The organism is Serratia sp. PF-27 (assembly GCF_030053255.1).
Taxonomy (GTDB): Bacteria; Pseudomonadota; Gammaproteobacteria; order Enterobacterales; family Enterobacteriaceae; genus Serratia; species Serratia bockelmannii.
In genome coordinates, this window is the sequence record NZ_JASGBT010000004.1 from 1 (window position 1) to 16,039 (window position 16,039).

Genomic DNA, 16,039 nt, shown 5'->3' on the forward strand with positions numbered 1-16,039 from the left:
AAGGCGTAGAGATGGTAATGCCAGGCGACAACGTGAACATGGTTGTAACCCTGATTCACCCAATCGCGATGGACGACGGTCTGCGTTTCGCAATCCGTGAAGGCGGCCGTACTGTAGGCGCTGGTGTTGTTGCTAAAGTTATCGCTTAATCGCGAATAATTTTTCGACACAAAAAAGGGGCACTTCGGTGCCCTTTTTTTATGCAATTTGCTCAAATCTTAATTGAAATAAAAACCATTCCTATTTAGACTCAATGCATTGGTTAAGAAGTGAGTCTCTCTATGTATGTATGTCTGTGTAATGCGGTGACTGACAAAGCGATCCGTAATGCGGTGCGTCAGCACAATCCCCATACCATGAAGCAGCTGCGTGAACTTGTGCCGATTGGTACCGATTGTGGAAAGTGCATTCGTCAGGCAAGACAGATTATGGTGGAGGAACGCGGAACTATCATCCCAATGCATGAAGTTGCCTAACAAAGGGTAAGGTTATTTTTGACTCTTGGCTTACAGGTTCTACACTTTTAGAACTGGCCAGGAGGAGTTACCTATGAAAGGCGATAAAAAGATCATTGCTCACCTCAACAAGCTGCTCGGCAACGAGCTGGTTGCCATCAATCAATATTTCCTGCACGCCCGCATGTTCAAGAATTGGGGCTTAATGCGCCTCAACGACAAGGAATACCACGAGTCGATCGACGAAATGAAACATGCCGATCGCTACATCGAGCGTATCCTGTTCCTGGAAGGGCTTCCTAACCTGCAAGATCTCGGCAAGCTGAACATCGGCGAAGACATTGAAGAGATGCTGCGTTCCGATCTGGCTCTGGAGCTGGCTGGTGCCAAGAACCTGCGTGAAGGTATCGCCTATGCCGATTCTATTCACGATTATGTCAGCCGCGATTTGATGATCGATATCCTGGCCGATGAAGAAGAGCATATCGACTGGCTGGAAACCGAGCTGGACCTCATCGCTCGCCTCGGTATTCAAAACTATGCCCAGGCCCAGATTTTGGAGCGCAAAGAGTAAAGCCTTCAGCCTATTCGCCATTGCCTCTCCTGCCGGCGGCCGTTTTCACGGCGGGGCAGGGGAGAGCTCAACCCACCCTAAGCATAATTCATTCCCTGCTCACCGTGCTAACCCGCAAACTGACACTGAACGCGCAAAAATGACGATTTCCTGAGCATATTTCCAACTGCGGCTTGCTTCCTGGGCCATTTTGCGTATAATGCGCGGGCTTACCTAATCTTGGTAAGCCTGATTTTAGCGAATCAGTCGATTGGCAGGCCTTTTTTGCCTTTCGAACAATACTCCCGATATGGGGGTTATATGTTGACGATTACACTCCCCCATCAATCGAAATGGGTGTGAGGAGTAATTATTTACGTTTATAAATAATTGGAGCTCTGGTCTCATGCAGAACCAAAGAATCCGTATCCGCCTGAAAGCGTTTGATCATCGTCTGATCGATCAATCAACCGCGGAAATCGTCGAGACTGCAAAGCGCACTGGTGCGCAAGTCCGTGGTCCGATCCCGCTGCCAACTCGCAAAGAGCGCTTTACCGTTCTGATCTCTCCGCACGTCAACAAAGACGCGCGCGATCAGTACGAGATTCGCACTCACAAGCGTCTGGTTGACATCGTTGAGCCAACCGAGAAAACCGTTGATGCTCTGATGCGTCTGGATCTGGCTGCCGGTGTAGACGTGCAGATCAGCCTGGGTTAATCAGGTCATTGAGCGATTGAGAGGTTGAAACAATGATTGGTTTAGTCGGTAAAAAAGTGGGTATGACCCGTATCTTCACTGAAGATGGCGTTTCTATCCCAGTAACCGTAATTGAAATTGAAGCGAACCGCGTGACTCAGGTTAAAAGCCTGGACACCGACGGTTACCGTGCCGTTCAGGTTACCACTGGTAGCAAAAAAGCTAACCGTGTAACCAAGCCGGAAGCGGGCCATTTCGCTAAAGCTGGCGTTGAAGCTGGCCGTGGTCTGTGGGAATTCCGCCTTGAAGAAGGTCAAGAGTTCGCTGCAGGTCAGGAAATTAGCGTAGAAATCTTCGCTGACGTTAAAAAAGTCGATGTTACCGGTACTTCTAAAGGTAAAGGTTTTGCTGGCACTGTTAAGCGCTGGAACTTCCGTACCCAAGACGCTACCCACGGTAACTCCTTGTCTCACCGCGTTCCGGGTTCTATCGGTCAGAACCAGACTCCGGGCAAAGTGTTCAAAGGCAAGAAAATGGCTGGCCACCTGGGTGATGAGCGCGTAACCGTTCAGAGCCTGGACGTAGTACGTGTTGACGCTGAGCGCAACCTGCTGCTGGTTAAGGGTGCTGTACCGGGCGCAACCGGTGGCAACCTGATCGTTAAACCAGCTGTGAAGGCGTAAGGGGATAGCAATGGAATTAGTATTGAAAGACGCGCAAAGCGCGCTGACTGTTTCCGAAACTACCTTCGGTCGTGATTTCAACGAAGCGCTGGTACACCAGGTTGTTGTTGCTTATGCAGCAGGTGCCCGTCAAGGTACCCGTGCTCAGAAGACCCGTGCTGAAGTAACTGGTTCCGGCAAAAAGCCATGGCGTCAGAAAGGCACCGGCCGTGCGCGTTCAGGTTCTGTAAAGAGCCCGATCTGGCGTTCAGGCGGCGTGACCTTTGCTGCTAAGCCACAGGACCACAGTCAGAAAGTAAACAAAAAGATGTACCGCGGCGCGCTGAAAAGCATCCTGTCCGAGCTGGTACGTCAAGATCGTCTGATCGTTGTCGAGAAGTTCTCTGTAGAAGCGCCTAAAACTAAGCTGCTGGCACAGAAACTGAAAGATATGGCTCTGGAAGACGTGCTGATCGTGACCGGTGAACTGGATGAGAATCTGTTCCTGGCAGCTCGCAACCTGTACAAGGTTGACGTGCGCGATGTAGCAGGTATCGATCCGGTTAGCCTGATCGCCTTCGACAAAGTGGTTATGACTGCTGATGCTGTGAAGCAAGTTGAGGAGATGCTGGCATGATCCGTGAAGAACGTTTGCTGAAAGTGCTGCGTGCACCGCACGTATCTGAAAAAGCATCCGCTGCGATGGAAAAAAGCAACACCATCGTTCTCAAAGTTGCCAAAGACGCGACCAAAGCAGAAATCAAAGCTGCAGTGCAGAAACTGTTTGAAGTCGAAGTCGAAGACGTGAACACCCTGGTAGTTAAAGGGAAAGTGAAGCGTCACGGTCAGCGTGTTGGTCGTCGTAGCGACTGGAAAAAAGCTTACGTCACCCTGAAAGAAGGCCAGAATCTGGACTTCATCGGCGGCGCAGAGTAAGTCGGAGGAGTAAGAACAATGGCAATTGTTAAATGTAAACCTACATCTCCGGGTCGTCGCCACGTTGTTAAAGTGGTTAACCCTGAGCTGCACAAGGGTAAACCTTATGCCCCGCTGCTGGAAAAACTGAGCAAAAGCGGTGGTCGTAACAACAATGGCCGTATCACCACCCGTCATATCGGTGGTGGCCACAAGCAACATTATCGTCTGGTTGACTTCAAGCGCAACAAAGACGGTATCCCTGCTGTGGTTGAGCGTCTGGAGTACGATCCGAACCGTTCCGCGAACATCGCGCTGGTTCTGTACAAAGACGGCGAACGCCGTTACATCCTGGCGCCGAAAGGCCTGAAAGCTGGTGACCAGATTCAATCTGGCGTTGATGCTGCAATCAAAGCGGGCAACACCCTGCCGATGCGCAACATTCCAGTTGGTTCAACGGTTCACAACGTAGAAATGAAACCAGGTAAAGGCGGCCAGATGGCTCGCTCCGCTGGTGCCTACGTTCAGATCGTTGCTCGTGATGGTTCCTACGTAACTCTGCGTCTGCGCTCTGGCGAAATGCGTAAAGTTCCAGCTGATTGCCGCGCCACCCTGGGTGAAGTCGGTAACGCTGAACACATGCTTCGCGTTCTGGGTAAAGCAGGTGCTGCACGTTGGCGTGGTGTTCGTCCTACCGTTCGCGGTACGGCGATGAACCCGGTAGATCACCCGCACGGTGGTGGTGAAGGTCGTAACTTTGGTAAGCACCCGGTAACTCCGTGGGGCGTTCAGACCAAAGGTAAGAAGACCCGTAGCAACAAGCGTACTGATAAGTTCATCGTACGTCGCCGTAGCAAAAAATAATTAGAGGATAAGCCATGCCACGTTCTCTCAAGAAAGGTCCTTTTATTGACCTGCACTTGCTGAAGAAGGTAGAGAAAGCGGTGGAAAGCGGTGACAAGAAGCCTTTGCGCACTTGGTCCCGTCGTTCAACGATCTTTCCTAACATGATCGGTTTGACCATCGCTGTCCATAATGGTCGTCAGCACGTACCAGTGTTCGTTTCCGATGAAATGGTCGGTCACAAACTGGGTGAATTCGCGCCGACTCGTACTTATCGCGGCCATGCGGCTGATAAAAAAGCTAAAAAGCGCTAAGGTAGGAGGAAGAGATGGAAACTATCGCTAAACATCGCCACGCTCGTTCTTCTGCTCAGAAGGTTCGCCTTGTTGCTGACCTGATTCGCGGTAAGAAAGTGTCGCAAGCTCTGGAAACTCTGACCTACACCAACAAGAAAGCTGCTGGTCTGGTTAAGAAAGTGCTGGAGTCTGCCATTGCTAACGCAGAACACAACGATGGCGCTGACATCGATGATCTGAAAGTTACGAAAATCTTCGTAGACGAAGGCCCAAGCATGAAGCGCATTATGCCGCGTGCGAAAGGTCGTGCAGATCGCATCCTGAAGCGCACCAGCCACATTACTGTGGTTGTGTCCGATCGCTGAGACTCTGGAGACTAGCAATGGGTCAGAAAGTACATCCTAATGGTATTCGCCTGGGTATTGTCAAACCTTGGAACTCTACTTGGTATGCGAATACCAAAGAATTCGCTGACAACCTGGACAGCGACTTTAAAGTTCGTCAATTCCTGACTAAGGAACTGTCGAAAGCTTCCGTTTCTCGCATCGTTATCGAGCGTCCTGCGAAGAGCATCCGTGTGACCATTCACACTGCTCGCCCAGGCATCGTTATCGGCAAGAAAGGTGAAGACGTCGAAAAACTGCGCAAGGTCGTAGCGGACATCGCTGGCGTTCCTGCACAGATCAACATCGCCGAAGTCCGTAAACCGGAACTCGACGCTAAATTGGTTGCTGACAGCATCACTTCTCAGCTGGAACGTCGCGTTATGTTCCGTCGTGCTATGAAGCGTGCAGTACAGAACGCAATGCGTCTTGGCGCTAAAGGTATCAAAGTTGAAGTAAGCGGCCGTCTTGGCGGCGCTGAAATCGCACGTACCGAATGGTACCGCGAAGGTCGTGTTCCATTGCACACTCTGCGTGCGGACATCGACTACAACACATCTGAAGCGCACACCACTTATGGTGTAATCGGCGTTAAGGTATGGATCTTCAAAGGTGAGATCCTGGGTGGTATGGCTGCAGTTGAACAACCGGAACCGGCTGCTCAACCTAAAAAGCAGCAGCGTAAAGGCCGCAAGTAAGGAGAGTCGCTGATGTTACAACCAAAGCGTACAAAATTCCGTAAGGTGCACAAGGGCCGCAACCGTGGTCTGGCGCAAGGTACGGATGTTAGCTTCGGCACTTTCGGTCTGAAAGCTGTTGGCCGTGGCCGTCTGACTGCTCGTCAAATCGAAGCAGCTCGTCGTGCAATGACTCGTGCAGTTAAGCGTCAAGGCAAGATCTGGATCCGTGTATTCCCGGACAAACCGATCACCGAGAAGCCGCTGGAAGTGCGTATGGGTAAAGGTAAGGGTAACGTGGAGTATTGGGTTGCCCTGATCCAGCCTGGTAAGGTCCTGTACGAAATGGACGGCGTGCCAGAAGAGGTTGCCCGCGAGGCATTCAAACTGGCAGCAGCGAAACTGCCGATCAAAACCACCTTTGTAACTAAGACGGTGATGTAATGAAAGCACAAGAGCTGCGTGAAAAAAGCGTTGAAGAGCTGAATGCCGAGCTGCTCAACCTGCTGCGTGAGCAATTCAACTTGCGCATGCAGGCGGCCAGTGGCCAGCTGCAACAAACTCACCTGTTGAAACAAGTGCGTCGTGACGTCGCACGCGTTAAGACTTTACTGACTCAAAAGGCGGGTGTGTAAATGACTGAAGTTATCCGTACCCTGCAGGGTCGTGTTGTTAGCGATAAAATGGAGAAATCCATCGTTGTTGCTATCGAACGTACTGTGAAGCACCCGATCTATGGGAAATTCATCAAACGTACGACCAAGCTGCACGTACATGACGAGAACAACGAATGTGGTACCGGCGACGTGGTGGAAATCCGCGAATGCCGCCCACTGTCCAAGACTAAGTCCTGGACGTTGGTTCGCGTTGTAGAGAAAGCGATTCTGTAATAGAGTAGCTGGCTCTCACTTAATAAACGGCTCAGAAAATGAGCCGTTTATTTTTTCTACCCATACCAAGTAAGCGGTGTTATAATGCTGCGCCCTCGGTTATGGGGCTTTTCAACGGCCTAATTTTTACTTGGGTCTTTAAAGTAGTAGTTGACATTAGCGGAGCACTAAAATGATCCAAGAACAGACTATGCTGAACGTCGCCGACAACTCCGGTGCACGTCGCGTAATGTGTATCAAGGTTCTAGGTGGCTCGCACCGTCGCTACGCAGGCGTCGGCGACATCATCAAAATTACCATCAAGGAAGCAATTCCTCGCGGTAAGGTGAAGAAAGGCGATGTTCTGAAGGCGGTAGTGGTGCGCACCAAGAAGGGTGTACGTCGCCCGGACGGTTCTGTCATTCGCTTCGATGGCAATGCATGCGTTATTTTGAACAATAACAGCGAGCAGCCTATCGGTACGCGTATTTTTGGGCCGGTAACTCGTGAACTGCGTAATGAGAAGTTCATGAAAATTATCTCTCTGGCACCAGAAGTACTCTAAGGAGCGAACATGGCAGCGAAGATCCGTCGTGATGACGAAGTTATCGTGATTACCGGGAAAGACAAAGGTAAGCGCGGTAAAGTAAAAAATGTCCTGTCTGCTGGCAAGGTCATTGTTGAAGGCATCAACCTGGTTAAGAAACACCAGAAGCCGGTTCCGGCTCTGAACCAACCAGGCGGCATTGTTGAAAAAGAAGCTGCAATTCAGGTTTCTAACATTGCTATCTTCAACGCGGCTACCGGCAAGGCTGACCGTGTAGGCTTTAGATTCGAAGACGGCAAAAAAGTCCGTTTCTTCAAGTCTAACAGCGAAACTATCAAGTAATTTGGAGTAATACGATGGCGAAACTGCATGATTACTACAAAGACGAGGTAGTCAAACAACTGATGTCTCAGTTTGATTACAACTCTGTCATGCAAGTCCCTCGGGTCGAGAAGATCACCCTGAACATGGGTGTTGGTGAAGCGATTGCTGACAAGAAACTGCTGGATAACGCCGCAGCGGACCTGGCAGCTATCTCCGGTCAAAAACCGTTGATCACCAAAGCCCGCAAATCTGTTGCAGGCTTCAAAATCCGTCAGGGCTATCCGATCGGCTGTAAAGTAACTCTGCGTGGCGAACGCATGTGGGAGTTCTTTGAGCGTCTGATCTCCATTGCTGTTCCACGTATCCGTGACTTCCGTGGCCTGTCCGCCAAGTCATTCGATGGCCGTGGCAACTACAGCATGGGCGTGCGTGAGCAAATCATCTTCCCAGAAATCGACTACGACAAAGTCGATCGCGTTCGTGGTTTGGATATTACCATTACCACTACTGCGAAATCTGATGATGAAGGCCGCGCGCTGCTGGCTGCTTTTAACTTCCCGTTCCGCAAGTAAGGCAGGGTTACTGATGGCTAAGCAATCAATGAAAGCACGCGAAGTCAAGCGCGTGAAATTAGCTGACAAGTTCTTTGCAAAACGCGCTGAACTGAAAGCTATTATCTCTGATGTGAACGCATCCGATGAAGATCGTTGGAATGCCGTTCTCAAGCTGCAAACTCTGCCGCGTGATTCCAGCCCGTCTCGTCAGCGTAAACGCTGCCGCCAAACTGGCCGTCCACATGGTTATGTGGGCAAATTCGGGTTGAGCCGTATTAAGCTTCGTGAAGCCGCTATGCGCGGTGAAGTACCAGGCTTGAAAAAGGCTAGCTGGTAATTACCAATTGAATCACGGGAGTAAAGACAGATGAGCATGCAAGATCCGATCGCGGATATGCTGACCCGTATCCGTAACGGTCAAGCCGCGAACAAAGTTGCGGTCACCATGCCTTCCTCCAAGCTGAAAGTGGCAATTGCCAACGTGCTGAAGGAAGAAGGTTTTATTGAAGATTTCAAAATCGAAGGCGACGCCAAGCCTGTTCTGGAACTGGTACTGAAGTACTTCCAGGGCAAAGCTGTGGTAGAAAGCATTCAACGTATCAGCCGTCCAGGTCTGCGCATCTACAAGAAAAAAGATGAGCTGCCAAAAGTTATGGCCGGTTTGGGTATCGCTGTTGTTTCTACCTCTAAAGGTGTTATGACCGATCGTGCAGCTCGCCAGGCTGGTCTTGGTGGCGAGATTATCTGCTACGTAGCTTAATTCGGGAGGAAAGAATGTCTCGTGTTGCAAAAGCACCCGTCGTCATTCCTGCCGGCGTAGAGGTAAAACTCAACGGTCAGGTTATTTCGATTAAGGGTAAAAACGGCGAGTTGACTCGTACTATCCACGACGCCGTTGAAGTGAAGCAAGAAGCTAACGCACTGACTTTCGCTCCGCGCGAAGGTTTTGCTAACGCATGGGCTCAAGCGGGTACCACGCGCGCTCTGCTGAACGCAATGGTTGTTGGTGTTACCGAAGGCTTCACCAAAAAGCTTCAACTGGTAGGTGTTGGTTATCGTGCTGCCGTTAAAGGCAACGTGGTGAATTTGGCCCTGGGCTTCTCTCACCCTATCGATCACCAGCTGCCGGCAGGTATCACTGCTGAATGCCCAAGCCAAACTGAAATCGTGCTGAAAGGCGCTGATAAGCAGGTTATTGGCCAGGTAGCAGCAGATCTGCGCGCTTACCGTCGTCCTGAGCCTTACAAAGGCAAAGGTGTTCGTTACGCCGACGAAGTCGTGCGTACCAAAGAGGCTAAGAAGAAGTAAGGTAACACTATGGATAAGAAATCTGCTCGTATCCGTCGTGCGACCCGCGCACGCCGCAAGCTCCAAGAGCTGGGTGCAACCCGCCTGGTGGTACATCGTACCCCGCGTCATATTTACGCACAGGTGATTGCTCCAAACGGTTCTGAAGTACTGGTAGCCGCTTCTACTTTAGAAAAAGCTATCGCGGAGCAACTGAAGTATTCCGGTAACAAAGACGCAGCAGCAGCCGTAGGTAAAGCTCTGGCTGAGCGCGCGTTGGAAAAAGGGATTGCGAAAGTATCCTTTGACCGTTCCGGTTTCCAATATCATGGTCGAGTCCAGGCACTGGCAGATGCTGCCCGTGAAGCTGGCCTTCAGTTCTAAGGAAGAGGTTTAAGATGGCTCACATCGAAAAACAAGCTGGCGAACTGCAGGAAAAGCTGATCGCGGTAAACCGCGTATCTAAAACCGTAAAAGGTGGCCGTATTTTCAGCTTTACCGCACTGACTGTAGTTGGTGATGGTAACGGTCGCGTTGGTTTTGGCTACGGCAAAGCACGCGAAGTTCCAGCAGCGATCCAGAAAGCGATGGAAAAAGCCCGTCGCAACATGATGAACGTCGCGCTGAACAGCGGCACCCTGCAGCACCCTGTTAAGGGCGCTCACACGGGTTCTCGCGTGTTCATGCAGCCTGCTCATGAAGGTACCGGTATCATCGCGGGTGGTGCAATGCGCGCCGTTCTCGAAGTTGCTGGGGTGCACAACGTATTGGCTAAAGCTTATGGTTCCACCAACCCGATCAACGTGGTTCGTGCAACTATCGACGCTCTGGCGAATATGAAGTCTCCTGAAATGGTCGCTGCTAAGCGTGGTAAATCCGTTGCCGACATTCTGGGGTAATTGACCATGGCTAAGACTATTAAAGTTACACAAACTCGCAGCTCAATTGGCCGTCTGCCGAAGCATAAAGCTACTCTGCTCGGTCTGGGTCTGCGTCGTATTGGTCACACCGTAGAGCGCGAGGATACTCCTGCTGTTCGCGGTATGGTCAACCTGGTTTCCTACATGGTTAAAGTTGAGGAGTAACAGATGCGTTTAAATACTCTGTCTCCGGCTGAAGGTGCCAAGCATGCGCCTAAGCGTGTAGGTCGTGGTATTGGTTCTGGCCTGGGTAAAACCGGCGGCCGTGGTCACAAAGGTCAGAAGTCTCGTTCTGGCGGTGGCGTACGTCGTGGTTTTGAAGGTGGTCAGATGCCTCTGTACCGTCGTCTGCCGAAATTCGGCTTCACTTCACGCAAAGCGATGATCACGGCAGAAGTTCGTCTGTCTGAACTGGCTCTGGTTGAAGGCGATGTTATCGACCTGAACGCGCTGAAAGCCGCTAACGTAGTTGGTGTCCAGATCGAATTCGCGAAAGTTGTACTTTCTGGCGAAGTCGCTCGTCCGGTAACCCTGCGTGGTCTGCGTGTCACCAAAGGCGCTCGTGCTGCTATCGAGGCTGCTGGCGGTAAAATTGAGGAATAAGTAGCAGATGGCTAAGCAACCAGGATTAGATTTTCAAAGTGCTAAAGGCGGGCTCGGCGAGCTGAAGCGCAGACTTTTGTTTGTCATCGGCGCGCTGATTGTCTTCCGCATCGGCTCTTTCATTCCGATTCCTGGTATCGATGCCACTGTGCTTGCCAAATTGCTTGAGCAGCAGAGAGGCACTATCATTGAAATGTTTAACATGTTCTCTGGTGGTGCCCTCAGCCGTGCTTCTATCTTTGCTCTGGGGATCATGCCGTATATCTCGGCATCGATCATTATCCAGCTGCTGACGGTGGTTCATCCAGCGTTGGCGGAAATCAAGAAAGAAGGGGAGGCTGGTCGTCGCAAGATTAGCCAGTACACCCGTTACGGTACGCTGGTATTGGCCATATTCCAGTCGATTGGTATTGCTACCGGTCTGCCGAATATGCCTGGTATGCAGGGCCTGGTGTTAAATCCAGGCTTTGCATTCTACTTTACTGCGGTTGTGAGCCTGGTAACCGGGACAATGTTCCTGATGTGGCTGGGTGAGCAGATTACTGAGCGCGGTATCGGCAACGGTATCTCGATCATTATCTTCGCGGGTATTGTAGCGGGGCTCCCGCCGGCAGTGGCCCATACTATCGAGCAAGCACGGCAAGGCGACCTGCACTTCCTCCTGCTGCTGTTGGTTGCAGTATTGGTGTTTGCAGTAACCTTCTTCGTTGTTTTCATCGAGCGTGGTCAACGTCGTATCGTCGTTAACTATGCGAAGCGTCAACAAGGTCGTCGTGTTTATGCAGCACAGAGTACACATTTACCGTTGAAAGTGAACATGGCGGGTGTTATCCCGGCGATTTTCGCTTCCAGCATTATTCTGTTCCCGGCCACGATTGCATCATGGTTTGGGGGCGGTACCGGTTGGAACTGGCTGACTACGATTTCGCTGTATTTGCAGCCAGGGCAACCGCTTTATGTGTTACTCTATGCGTCTGCAATCATCTTCTTCTGTTTCTTCTACACGGCGTTGGTTTTCAACCCGCGTGAGACAGCAGATAACCTGAAGAAGTCCGGTGCCTTCGTACCAGGAATTCGTCCGGGAGAGCAAACGGCGAAGTATATCGATAAAGTAATGACGCGTTTAACCCTGGTGGGCGCGATGTACATTACTTTCATCTGCCTGATCCCGGAGTTCATGCGTGATGCAATGAAAGTACCATTCTACTTTGGTGGTACCTCGCTACTGATCGTGGTTGTCGTCATCATGGACTTTATGGCTCAAGTGCAAACTCTGATGATGTCAAGTCAGTACGAGTCTGCATTGAAGAAAGCAAATCTGAAAGGCTATAACCGCTAGTCAGATTCGTTTGAGAAGTTACGGAGAGTAAAAATGAAAGTTCGTGCTTCCGTCAAGAAATTATGTCGTAACTGCAAAATCGTTAAGCGTAACGGTGTCGTTCGTGTGATTTGCAGCGCCGAGCCGAAGCATAAACAGCGTCAAGGCTGATTATCTCGCATATTTTTCTTGCAAAGTTGGGTTGAGCTGGCTAGATTAGCCAGCCAATCTTTTGTATGTCGCACTGCAACATTATTTGAGTATCCTGAAAACGGGCTTTTCAGAATGGTGTTGCTGTATAAAATAGTAGGAGTGCATAGTGGCCCGTATAGCAGGCATTAACATTCCTGATCATAAACATACCGTTATCGCCTTAACGTCGATCTTCGGTATCGGTAAAACCCGTTCACAGGCTATCTGTGCATCCACGGGTATTGCTGAAAATGTTAAGATCAGTGAGCTGTCTGAAGAGCAAATCGAAAAGCTTCGTGATGCAGTTGCCAAATACACCGTTGAGGGTGATTTGCGTCGTGAAATTACCCTGAGCATCAAGCGTCTTATGGACCTTGGTTGCTATCGTGGTTTGCGTCATCGTCGTGGTCTGCCGGTACGCGGTCAGCGCACCAAGACCAACGCTCGTACCCGTAAGGGTCCGCGCAAGCCGATCAAGAAATAATCGGGGTTATTGAATAATGGCAAAGGCACCTGTTCGTACACGTAAGCGTGTAAGAAAGCAAGTCTCTGACGGCGTGGCTCATATCCATGCTTCTTTCAACAACACCATCGTTACCATCACTGATCGTCAGGGTAATGCTTTGGGTTGGGCAACAGCCGGTGGTTCCGGTTTCCGTGGTTCTCGTAAGTCCACTCCGTTCGCAGCACAGGTTGCAGCAGAACGTTGTGCCGACGCAGTAAAAGAATACGGTATCAAGAACCTGGAAGTTATGGTTAAAGGACCTGGTCCTGGTCGTGAGTCTACTATCCGCGCTCTGAACGCGGCTGGTTTCCGCATCACTAATATTACTGATGTGACTCCGATCCCTCATAACGGTTGTCGTCCGCCGAAAAAGCGCCGCGTGTAACGCAGCTTTTAGGATTGTTGGAGAAAGAAAATGGCAAGATATTTGGGTCCTAAGCTCAAGCTGAGCCGTCGTGAGGGCACAGACCTGTTCCTTAAGTCTGGCGTTCGCGCGATCGATTCCAAGTGTAAAATTGAACAAGCACCTGGTCAGCACGGTGCGCGTAAACCGCGTCTGTCTGATTACGGTGTTCAGTTGCGTGAGAAGCAGAAAGTTCGCCGTATGTACGGCATTCTGGAGCGTCAATTCCGTAACTATTACAAAGAAGCAACCCGCCTGAAGGGCAACACCGGTGAAAACCTGTTGCAGCTGCTGGAAGGTCGTCTGGACAACGTTGTTTACCGTATGGGCTTCGGCGCTACTCGTGCAGAGTCACGTCAGCTGGTTAGCCACAAAGCAGTTATGGTAAACGGTCACGTTGTTAACATCGCTTCTTATCAGGTATCTCCGAATGACGTAGTCAGCATCCGCGAGAAAGCTAAAAAGCAGTCTCGTGTTAAAGCTTCTCTGGAGCTGGCTGAGCAGCGTGAAAAGCCGACTTGGCTGGAAGTTGATGCTGCTAAGATGGAAGGCGTGTTCAAGCGTATGCCTGAACGTACCGATCTGTCTGCGGACATTAACGAACACCTGATCGTCGAGCTTTACTCCAAGTAAAGCTTAGTACCAAAGAGAGGACACAATGCAGGGTTCTGTGACAGAGTTTCTAAAACCGCGCCTGGTAGATATCGAGCAAGTCAGTTCGACGCACGCCAAGGTGACCCTTGAGCCTTTAGAGCGTGGCTTTGGCCATACTCTTGGCAACGCACTGCGCCGTATTCTGCTTTCATCTATGCCGGGTTGCGCGGTGACCGAGGTTGAGATTGATGGTGTACTGCATGAGTACAGCACCAAAGAAGGCGTACAGGAAGATATCCTGGAGATCCTGCTCAACCTGAAAGGGCTGGCGGTGAGAGTTCAAGGCAAAGACGAAGTTATTCTTACCCTGAATAAATCTGGCATTGGCCCTGTGACCGCTGCCGACATCACCCATGATGGTGATGTCGAAATCGTCAAGCCTCAGCACGTGATTTGCCACCTGACTGATGAGAACGCGGCTATCAGCATGCGTATCAAAGTTCAGCGCGGTCGCGGTTATGTGCCGGCTTCTGCCCGAATTCATTCGGAAGAAGATGAGCGCCCAATCGGTCGTCTGTTGGTTGACGCCTGCTACAGCCCTGTAGAGCGTATCGCCTACAATGTTGAAGCTGCGCGTGTAGAACAGCGTACTGACTTGGATAAGCTGGTCATCGAGATGGAGACCAATGGCACGATCGATCCTGAAGAGGCGATCCGCCGTGCGGCCACCATTCTGGCTGAACAACTTGAAGCTTTCGTTGACCTGCGTGATGTACGTCAGCCGGAAGTTAAAGAAGAGAAACCAGAGTTCGATCCGATCTTGCTGCGCCCTGTTGACGATCTGGAATTGACTGTCCGCTCTGCTAACTGCCTCAAGGCAGAAGCTATCCACTACATCGGTGATCTGGTACAGCGTACCGAGGTTGAGTTGCTGAAAACGCCAAACCTGGGTAAAAAATCTCTTACCGAGATTAAAGACGTGCTGGCCTCACGTGGTCTGTCTCTGGGCATGCGCCTGGAAAACTGGCCGCCGGCAAGCATTGCTGACGAGTAACCGGATCACAGGTTAAGGTTTTACTGAGAAGGATAAGGTCATGCGCCATCGTAAGAGTGGTCGTCAACTGAACCGTAACAGCAGCCATCGCCAGGCTATGTTCCGTAACATGGCCGGCTCTTTGGTTCGTCATGAGATCATCAAGACGACCCTGCCAAAAGCAAAAGAGCTGCGTCGCGTTGTTGAGCCGCTGATTACTCTTGCCAAGACCGACAGCGTAGCTAATCGTCGTCTGGCATTCGCCCGTACTCGTGATAACGAGATCGTGGCAAAACTGTTTAACGAGCTGGGCCCGCGTTTCGCGAGCCGTGCCGGTGGTTACACTCGCATTCTGAAGTGTGGCTTCCGCGCAGGCGACAACGCGCCGATGGCATACATCGAGCTGGTTGATCGTGCTGAGTCTCAAGCAGAAGTGGCAACTGCAGAGTAATCTGTAGACGCGTAAAAAAACCGGGCTTGCCCGGTTTTTTTACGTCCAAATCCAGCCAAATGTGCGCAATTCCCCCGCTGTGCTTAAGATCCTCGCCCCTATCCGCTATGCTAAGGCTTAATCATTAGGCTAACCGAGGCTGTTTGCCATGGGGTTGCTCGATCAATGGGCGGAACGTCATATCCTTGATGCCCAAGATAAAGGCGAGTTCGACAATTTGCCCGGCCAGGGACAACCATTAGCGCTGGAAGACGATAGCGCGGTGCCGGCTGAACTGCGCGTGGGTTACCGTCTGCTGAAAAATGCCGGTTACTTGCCACCGGAACTGGAAGATCGCAAAGAGGCGCTAACTGTTGCTCGCTTACTGCAAGGGATCAACAGTGAGCACCCAGACTATGTCGATCTCAGCAAGCGCATGTTGCTGTTGGAACATCGATTGCGTCAGGCTGGGATGAGCACGGATTTCTTGCATGGTGAATATCAATGCGCACTGGATGGCAAGTTCACCCGAGAGGAGCAGTAATGTTCAAGATAGGTCAGTTGGCCAAGCTTGCCGAAGTAACGCCTGATACCGTGCGTTACTATGAAAAGCAGGGCATGATGGATCACAATGTCCGCACCGAGGGCGGTTATCGACTCTACACCGAGCAGGATCTGCAGCGGCTGCGCTTTATTCGCTATGCTAAGCAGTTGGGATTTACTCTGGAAACGATCGCTGAGCTGCTGTCGATCCGCGTCGATCCTGAGCATCATACCTGCCAGGAGTCAAAGTCGATCGTTGATGCGCGCCTGAGCGAAGTGGAAAGCAAGTTGGCTGAGCTGACGCGTATGCGTGAATCGTTGAAGCGGCTGAGCGACGCCTGCTGTGGCACTGCCCATACCAGCAATTATTGTTCGATCCTGGAAGCTTTGGAACAGGGCGCCAGCGATGACAAAGGCAAAAAAGGTTGCTGACGGC

At 51.0% G+C, this 16,039-nt stretch carries 33 protein-coding genes; all 33 read left to right on the top strand.

Annotation, left to right across the window (positions count from 1 at the left end):
* Positions 1–149 (top strand): EF-Tu C-terminal domain-related protein (locus QMZ29_RS01340; protein WP_457774977.1); only part of this gene is annotated, 149 nt, incomplete at its 5' end.
* Between the two features lie 132 nt (positions 150–281).
* The gene (gene bfd / locus QMZ29_RS01345; protein ID WP_015379266.1) at positions 282–476 is read left to right on the top strand and encodes a bacterioferritin-associated ferredoxin; all 195 of its coding nucleotides are present in this window, start codon (positions 282–284) and stop codon (positions 474–476) included.
* Positions 477–549: 73 nt separating this feature from the next.
* Positions 550–1,029, top strand: a complete 480-nt coding sequence (gene bfr / locus QMZ29_RS01350; RefSeq protein ID WP_019456183.1) for a bacterioferritin — start codon at positions 550–552, stop codon at positions 1,027–1,029.
* 385 nt (positions 1,030–1,414) lie between these two features.
* A complete protein-coding gene (gene rpsJ, locus QMZ29_RS01355) occupies positions 1,415–1,726 on the top strand; it encodes a 30S ribosomal protein S10 (protein ID WP_001181005.1) in 312 nt (103 codons plus the stop codon).
* Positions 1,727–1,758: 32 nt separating this feature from the next.
* The gene (gene rplC, locus QMZ29_RS01360) at positions 1,759–2,388 is read left to right on the top strand and encodes a 50S ribosomal protein L3 (protein WP_015379265.1); all 630 of its coding nucleotides are present in this window, start codon (positions 1,759–1,761) and stop codon (positions 2,386–2,388) included.
* A 10-nt stretch (positions 2,389–2,398) separates the two neighbouring features.
* Positions 2,399–3,004, top strand: a complete 606-nt coding sequence (gene rplD, locus QMZ29_RS01365) for a 50S ribosomal protein L4 (protein WP_004929779.1) — start codon at positions 2,399–2,401, stop codon at positions 3,002–3,004.
* Positions 3,001–3,303, top strand: a complete 303-nt coding sequence (gene rplW, locus QMZ29_RS01370; protein ID WP_004951179.1) for a 50S ribosomal protein L23 — start codon at positions 3,001–3,003, stop codon at positions 3,301–3,303. Before rplD ends, rplW begins: the two co-directional genes overlap by 4 nt.
* Before the next feature lie 18 nt (positions 3,304–3,321).
* On the top strand, positions 3,322–4,146 hold the full coding sequence (gene rplB / locus QMZ29_RS01375) for a 50S ribosomal protein L2 (RefSeq protein ID WP_004929775.1): 825 nt from the start codon (positions 3,322–3,324) through the stop codon (positions 4,144–4,146).
* A gap of 14 nt (positions 4,147–4,160) precedes the next feature.
* On the top strand, positions 4,161–4,439 hold the full coding sequence (rpsS, locus tag QMZ29_RS01380; protein ID WP_004929772.1) for a 30S ribosomal protein S19: 279 nt from the start codon (positions 4,161–4,163) through the stop codon (positions 4,437–4,439).
* A gap of 14 nt (positions 4,440–4,453) precedes the next feature.
* Positions 4,454–4,786 carry a 50S ribosomal protein L22 gene (rplV, locus tag QMZ29_RS01385; RefSeq protein WP_002223844.1) on the top strand — a complete coding sequence of 111 codons (333 nt, stop codon included), beginning with the start codon at positions 4,454–4,456 and terminating at the stop codon, positions 4,784–4,786.
* Between the two features lie 17 nt (positions 4,787–4,803).
* On the top strand, positions 4,804–5,502 hold the full coding sequence (gene rpsC, locus QMZ29_RS01390; protein WP_004929766.1) for a 30S ribosomal protein S3: 699 nt from the start codon (positions 4,804–4,806) through the stop codon (positions 5,500–5,502).
* A 12-nt stretch (positions 5,503–5,514) separates the two neighbouring features.
* Positions 5,515–5,925, top strand: coding sequence for a 50S ribosomal protein L16 (gene rplP / locus QMZ29_RS01395; protein ID WP_004929764.1), 411 nt, complete (start codon positions 5,515–5,517; stop codon positions 5,923–5,925).
* Positions 5,925–6,116: a 50S ribosomal protein L29 gene (gene rpmC / locus QMZ29_RS01400; RefSeq protein ID WP_004929762.1), complete on the top strand. Its 192-nt coding sequence runs from the start codon at positions 5,925–5,927 to the stop codon at positions 6,114–6,116. The genes rplP and rpmC overlap by 1 nt, the downstream gene beginning before the upstream one ends.
* Positions 6,117–6,371, top strand: coding sequence for a 30S ribosomal protein S17 (rpsQ, locus tag QMZ29_RS01405; RefSeq protein ID WP_004929760.1), 255 nt, complete (start codon positions 6,117–6,119; stop codon positions 6,369–6,371).
* Positions 6,372–6,543: 172 nt separating this feature from the next.
* Positions 6,544–6,915 (top strand): 50S ribosomal protein L14, encoded by a 372-nt coding sequence (rplN, locus tag QMZ29_RS01410; RefSeq protein ID WP_000613954.1) that lies wholly within the window; start codon positions 6,544–6,546, stop codon positions 6,913–6,915.
* A gap of 9 nt (positions 6,916–6,924) precedes the next feature.
* Positions 6,925–7,239: a 50S ribosomal protein L24 gene (gene rplX / locus QMZ29_RS01415; RefSeq protein ID WP_004929758.1), complete on the top strand. Its 315-nt coding sequence runs from the start codon at positions 6,925–6,927 to the stop codon at positions 7,237–7,239.
* Between the two features lie 14 nt (positions 7,240–7,253).
* A complete protein-coding gene (gene rplE, locus QMZ29_RS01420; protein ID WP_004929756.1) occupies positions 7,254–7,793 on the top strand; it encodes a 50S ribosomal protein L5 in 540 nt (179 codons plus the stop codon).
* A gap of 13 nt (positions 7,794–7,806) precedes the next feature.
* The gene (gene rpsN / locus QMZ29_RS01425) at positions 7,807–8,112 is read left to right on the top strand and encodes a 30S ribosomal protein S14 (RefSeq protein ID WP_004929754.1); all 306 of its coding nucleotides are present in this window, start codon (positions 7,807–7,809) and stop codon (positions 8,110–8,112) included.
* Between the two features lie 30 nt (positions 8,113–8,142).
* Positions 8,143–8,535: a 30S ribosomal protein S8 gene (rpsH, locus tag QMZ29_RS01430; RefSeq protein WP_004929753.1), complete on the top strand. Its 393-nt coding sequence runs from the start codon at positions 8,143–8,145 to the stop codon at positions 8,533–8,535.
* A gap of 14 nt (positions 8,536–8,549) precedes the next feature.
* Positions 8,550–9,083, top strand: coding sequence for a 50S ribosomal protein L6 (gene rplF, locus QMZ29_RS01435; protein ID WP_004929751.1), 534 nt, complete (start codon positions 8,550–8,552; stop codon positions 9,081–9,083).
* A gap of 9 nt (positions 9,084–9,092) precedes the next feature.
* Positions 9,093–9,446 (top strand): 50S ribosomal protein L18, encoded by a 354-nt coding sequence (gene rplR, locus QMZ29_RS01440; protein ID WP_004929748.1) that lies wholly within the window; start codon positions 9,093–9,095, stop codon positions 9,444–9,446.
* Between the two features lie 14 nt (positions 9,447–9,460).
* On the top strand, positions 9,461–9,961 hold the full coding sequence (gene rpsE, locus QMZ29_RS01445) for a 30S ribosomal protein S5 (protein WP_004929747.1): 501 nt from the start codon (positions 9,461–9,463) through the stop codon (positions 9,959–9,961).
* 6 nt (positions 9,962–9,967) lie between these two features.
* Entirely contained in the window at positions 9,968–10,147 is a 180-nt protein-coding gene (gene rpmD, locus QMZ29_RS01450) for a 50S ribosomal protein L30 (RefSeq protein WP_048232028.1), read from the top strand.
* Positions 10,148–10,150: 3 nt separating this feature from the next.
* On the top strand, positions 10,151–10,585 hold the full coding sequence (gene rplO / locus QMZ29_RS01455) for a 50S ribosomal protein L15 (RefSeq protein ID WP_004929742.1): 435 nt from the start codon (positions 10,151–10,153) through the stop codon (positions 10,583–10,585).
* Positions 10,586–10,592: 7 nt separating this feature from the next.
* Entirely contained in the window at positions 10,593–11,924 is a 1,332-nt protein-coding gene (gene secY, locus QMZ29_RS01460; RefSeq protein ID WP_004929740.1) for a preprotein translocase subunit SecY, read from the top strand.
* A 33-nt stretch (positions 11,925–11,957) separates the two neighbouring features.
* Positions 11,958–12,074, top strand: a complete 117-nt coding sequence (gene rpmJ / locus QMZ29_RS01465; protein ID WP_002227352.1) for a 50S ribosomal protein L36 — start codon at positions 11,958–11,960, stop codon at positions 12,072–12,074.
* A 148-nt stretch (positions 12,075–12,222) separates the two neighbouring features.
* A complete protein-coding gene (rpsM, locus tag QMZ29_RS01470; RefSeq protein WP_004929734.1) occupies positions 12,223–12,579 on the top strand; it encodes a 30S ribosomal protein S13 in 357 nt (118 codons plus the stop codon).
* 16 nt (positions 12,580–12,595) lie between these two features.
* On the top strand, positions 12,596–12,985 hold the full coding sequence (gene rpsK / locus QMZ29_RS01475) for a 30S ribosomal protein S11 (RefSeq protein ID WP_004929731.1): 390 nt from the start codon (positions 12,596–12,598) through the stop codon (positions 12,983–12,985).
* Positions 12,986–13,015: 30 nt separating this feature from the next.
* Positions 13,016–13,636: a 30S ribosomal protein S4 gene (gene rpsD / locus QMZ29_RS01480; protein ID WP_025304496.1), complete on the top strand. Its 621-nt coding sequence runs from the start codon at positions 13,016–13,018 to the stop codon at positions 13,634–13,636.
* A gap of 25 nt (positions 13,637–13,661) precedes the next feature.
* Positions 13,662–14,651, top strand: a complete 990-nt coding sequence (locus QMZ29_RS01485) for a DNA-directed RNA polymerase subunit alpha (RefSeq protein WP_002919219.1) — start codon at positions 13,662–13,664, stop codon at positions 14,649–14,651.
* A gap of 40 nt (positions 14,652–14,691) precedes the next feature.
* Positions 14,692–15,081 carry a 50S ribosomal protein L17 gene (gene rplQ / locus QMZ29_RS01490; protein ID WP_004929726.1) on the top strand — a complete coding sequence of 130 codons (390 nt, stop codon included), beginning with the start codon at positions 14,692–14,694 and terminating at the stop codon, positions 15,079–15,081.
* Positions 15,082–15,229: 148 nt separating this feature from the next.
* A complete protein-coding gene (locus QMZ29_RS01495; protein WP_025304495.1) occupies positions 15,230–15,604 on the top strand; it encodes a DnaJ family domain-containing protein in 375 nt (124 codons plus the stop codon).
* On the top strand, positions 15,604–16,035 hold the full coding sequence (zntR, locus tag QMZ29_RS01500; protein ID WP_016930321.1) for a Zn(2+)-responsive transcriptional regulator: 432 nt from the start codon (positions 15,604–15,606) through the stop codon (positions 16,033–16,035). The genes QMZ29_RS01495 and zntR overlap by 1 nt, the downstream gene beginning before the upstream one ends.
* The last annotated feature ends 4 nt before the right edge of the window (positions 16,036–16,039 follow it).

Bases quoted from the DNA above. Each gene is read 5' to 3' on its own strand.
- bfd (WP_015379266.1), top strand. From the start codon at position 282: ATGTATGTATGTCTGTGTAATGCGGTGACTGACAAAGCGATCCGTAAT.
- bfr (WP_019456183.1), top strand. From the start codon at position 550: ATGAAAGGCGATAAAAAGATCATTGCTCACCTCAACAAGCTGCTCGGC.
- rpsJ (WP_001181005.1), top strand. From the start codon at position 1,415: ATGCAGAACCAAAGAATCCGTATCCGCCTGAAAGCGTTTGATCATCGT.
- rplC (WP_015379265.1), top strand. From the start codon at position 1,759: ATGATTGGTTTAGTCGGTAAAAAAGTGGGTATGACCCGTATCTTCACT.
- rplD (WP_004929779.1), top strand. From the start codon at position 2,399: ATGGAATTAGTATTGAAAGACGCGCAAAGCGCGCTGACTGTTTCCGAA.
- rplW (WP_004951179.1), top strand. From the start codon at position 3,001: ATGATCCGTGAAGAACGTTTGCTGAAAGTGCTGCGTGCACCGCACGTA.
- rplB (WP_004929775.1), top strand. From the start codon at position 3,322: ATGGCAATTGTTAAATGTAAACCTACATCTCCGGGTCGTCGCCACGTT.
- rpsS (WP_004929772.1), top strand. From the start codon at position 4,161: ATGCCACGTTCTCTCAAGAAAGGTCCTTTTATTGACCTGCACTTGCTG.
- rplV (WP_002223844.1), top strand. From the start codon at position 4,454: ATGGAAACTATCGCTAAACATCGCCACGCTCGTTCTTCTGCTCAGAAG.
- rpsC (WP_004929766.1), top strand. From the start codon at position 4,804: ATGGGTCAGAAAGTACATCCTAATGGTATTCGCCTGGGTATTGTCAAA.
- rplP (WP_004929764.1), top strand. From the start codon at position 5,515: ATGTTACAACCAAAGCGTACAAAATTCCGTAAGGTGCACAAGGGCCGC.
- rpmC (WP_004929762.1), top strand. From the start codon at position 5,925: ATGAAAGCACAAGAGCTGCGTGAAAAAAGCGTTGAAGAGCTGAATGCC.
- rpsQ (WP_004929760.1), top strand. From the start codon at position 6,117: ATGACTGAAGTTATCCGTACCCTGCAGGGTCGTGTTGTTAGCGATAAA.
- rplN (WP_000613954.1), top strand. From the start codon at position 6,544: ATGATCCAAGAACAGACTATGCTGAACGTCGCCGACAACTCCGGTGCA.
- rplX (WP_004929758.1), top strand. From the start codon at position 6,925: ATGGCAGCGAAGATCCGTCGTGATGACGAAGTTATCGTGATTACCGGG.
- rplE (WP_004929756.1), top strand. From the start codon at position 7,254: ATGGCGAAACTGCATGATTACTACAAAGACGAGGTAGTCAAACAACTG.
- rpsN (WP_004929754.1), top strand. From the start codon at position 7,807: ATGGCTAAGCAATCAATGAAAGCACGCGAAGTCAAGCGCGTGAAATTA.
- rpsH (WP_004929753.1), top strand. From the start codon at position 8,143: ATGAGCATGCAAGATCCGATCGCGGATATGCTGACCCGTATCCGTAAC.
- rplF (WP_004929751.1), top strand. From the start codon at position 8,550: ATGTCTCGTGTTGCAAAAGCACCCGTCGTCATTCCTGCCGGCGTAGAG.
- rplR (WP_004929748.1), top strand. From the start codon at position 9,093: ATGGATAAGAAATCTGCTCGTATCCGTCGTGCGACCCGCGCACGCCGC.
- rpsE (WP_004929747.1), top strand. From the start codon at position 9,461: ATGGCTCACATCGAAAAACAAGCTGGCGAACTGCAGGAAAAGCTGATC.
- rpmD (WP_048232028.1), top strand. From the start codon at position 9,968: ATGGCTAAGACTATTAAAGTTACACAAACTCGCAGCTCAATTGGCCGT.
- rplO (WP_004929742.1), top strand. From the start codon at position 10,151: ATGCGTTTAAATACTCTGTCTCCGGCTGAAGGTGCCAAGCATGCGCCT.
- secY (WP_004929740.1), top strand. From the start codon at position 10,593: ATGGCTAAGCAACCAGGATTAGATTTTCAAAGTGCTAAAGGCGGGCTC.
- rpmJ (WP_002227352.1), top strand. From the start codon at position 11,958: ATGAAAGTTCGTGCTTCCGTCAAGAAATTATGTCGTAACTGCAAAATC.
- rpsK (WP_004929731.1), top strand. From the start codon at position 12,596: ATGGCAAAGGCACCTGTTCGTACACGTAAGCGTGTAAGAAAGCAAGTC.
- rpsD (WP_025304496.1), top strand. From the start codon at position 13,016: ATGGCAAGATATTTGGGTCCTAAGCTCAAGCTGAGCCGTCGTGAGGGC.
- QMZ29_RS01485 (WP_002919219.1), top strand. From the start codon at position 13,662: ATGCAGGGTTCTGTGACAGAGTTTCTAAAACCGCGCCTGGTAGATATC.
- rplQ (WP_004929726.1), top strand. From the start codon at position 14,692: ATGCGCCATCGTAAGAGTGGTCGTCAACTGAACCGTAACAGCAGCCAT.
- QMZ29_RS01495 (WP_025304495.1), top strand. From the start codon at position 15,230: ATGGGGTTGCTCGATCAATGGGCGGAACGTCATATCCTTGATGCCCAA.
- zntR (WP_016930321.1), top strand. From the start codon at position 15,604: ATGTTCAAGATAGGTCAGTTGGCCAAGCTTGCCGAAGTAACGCCTGAT.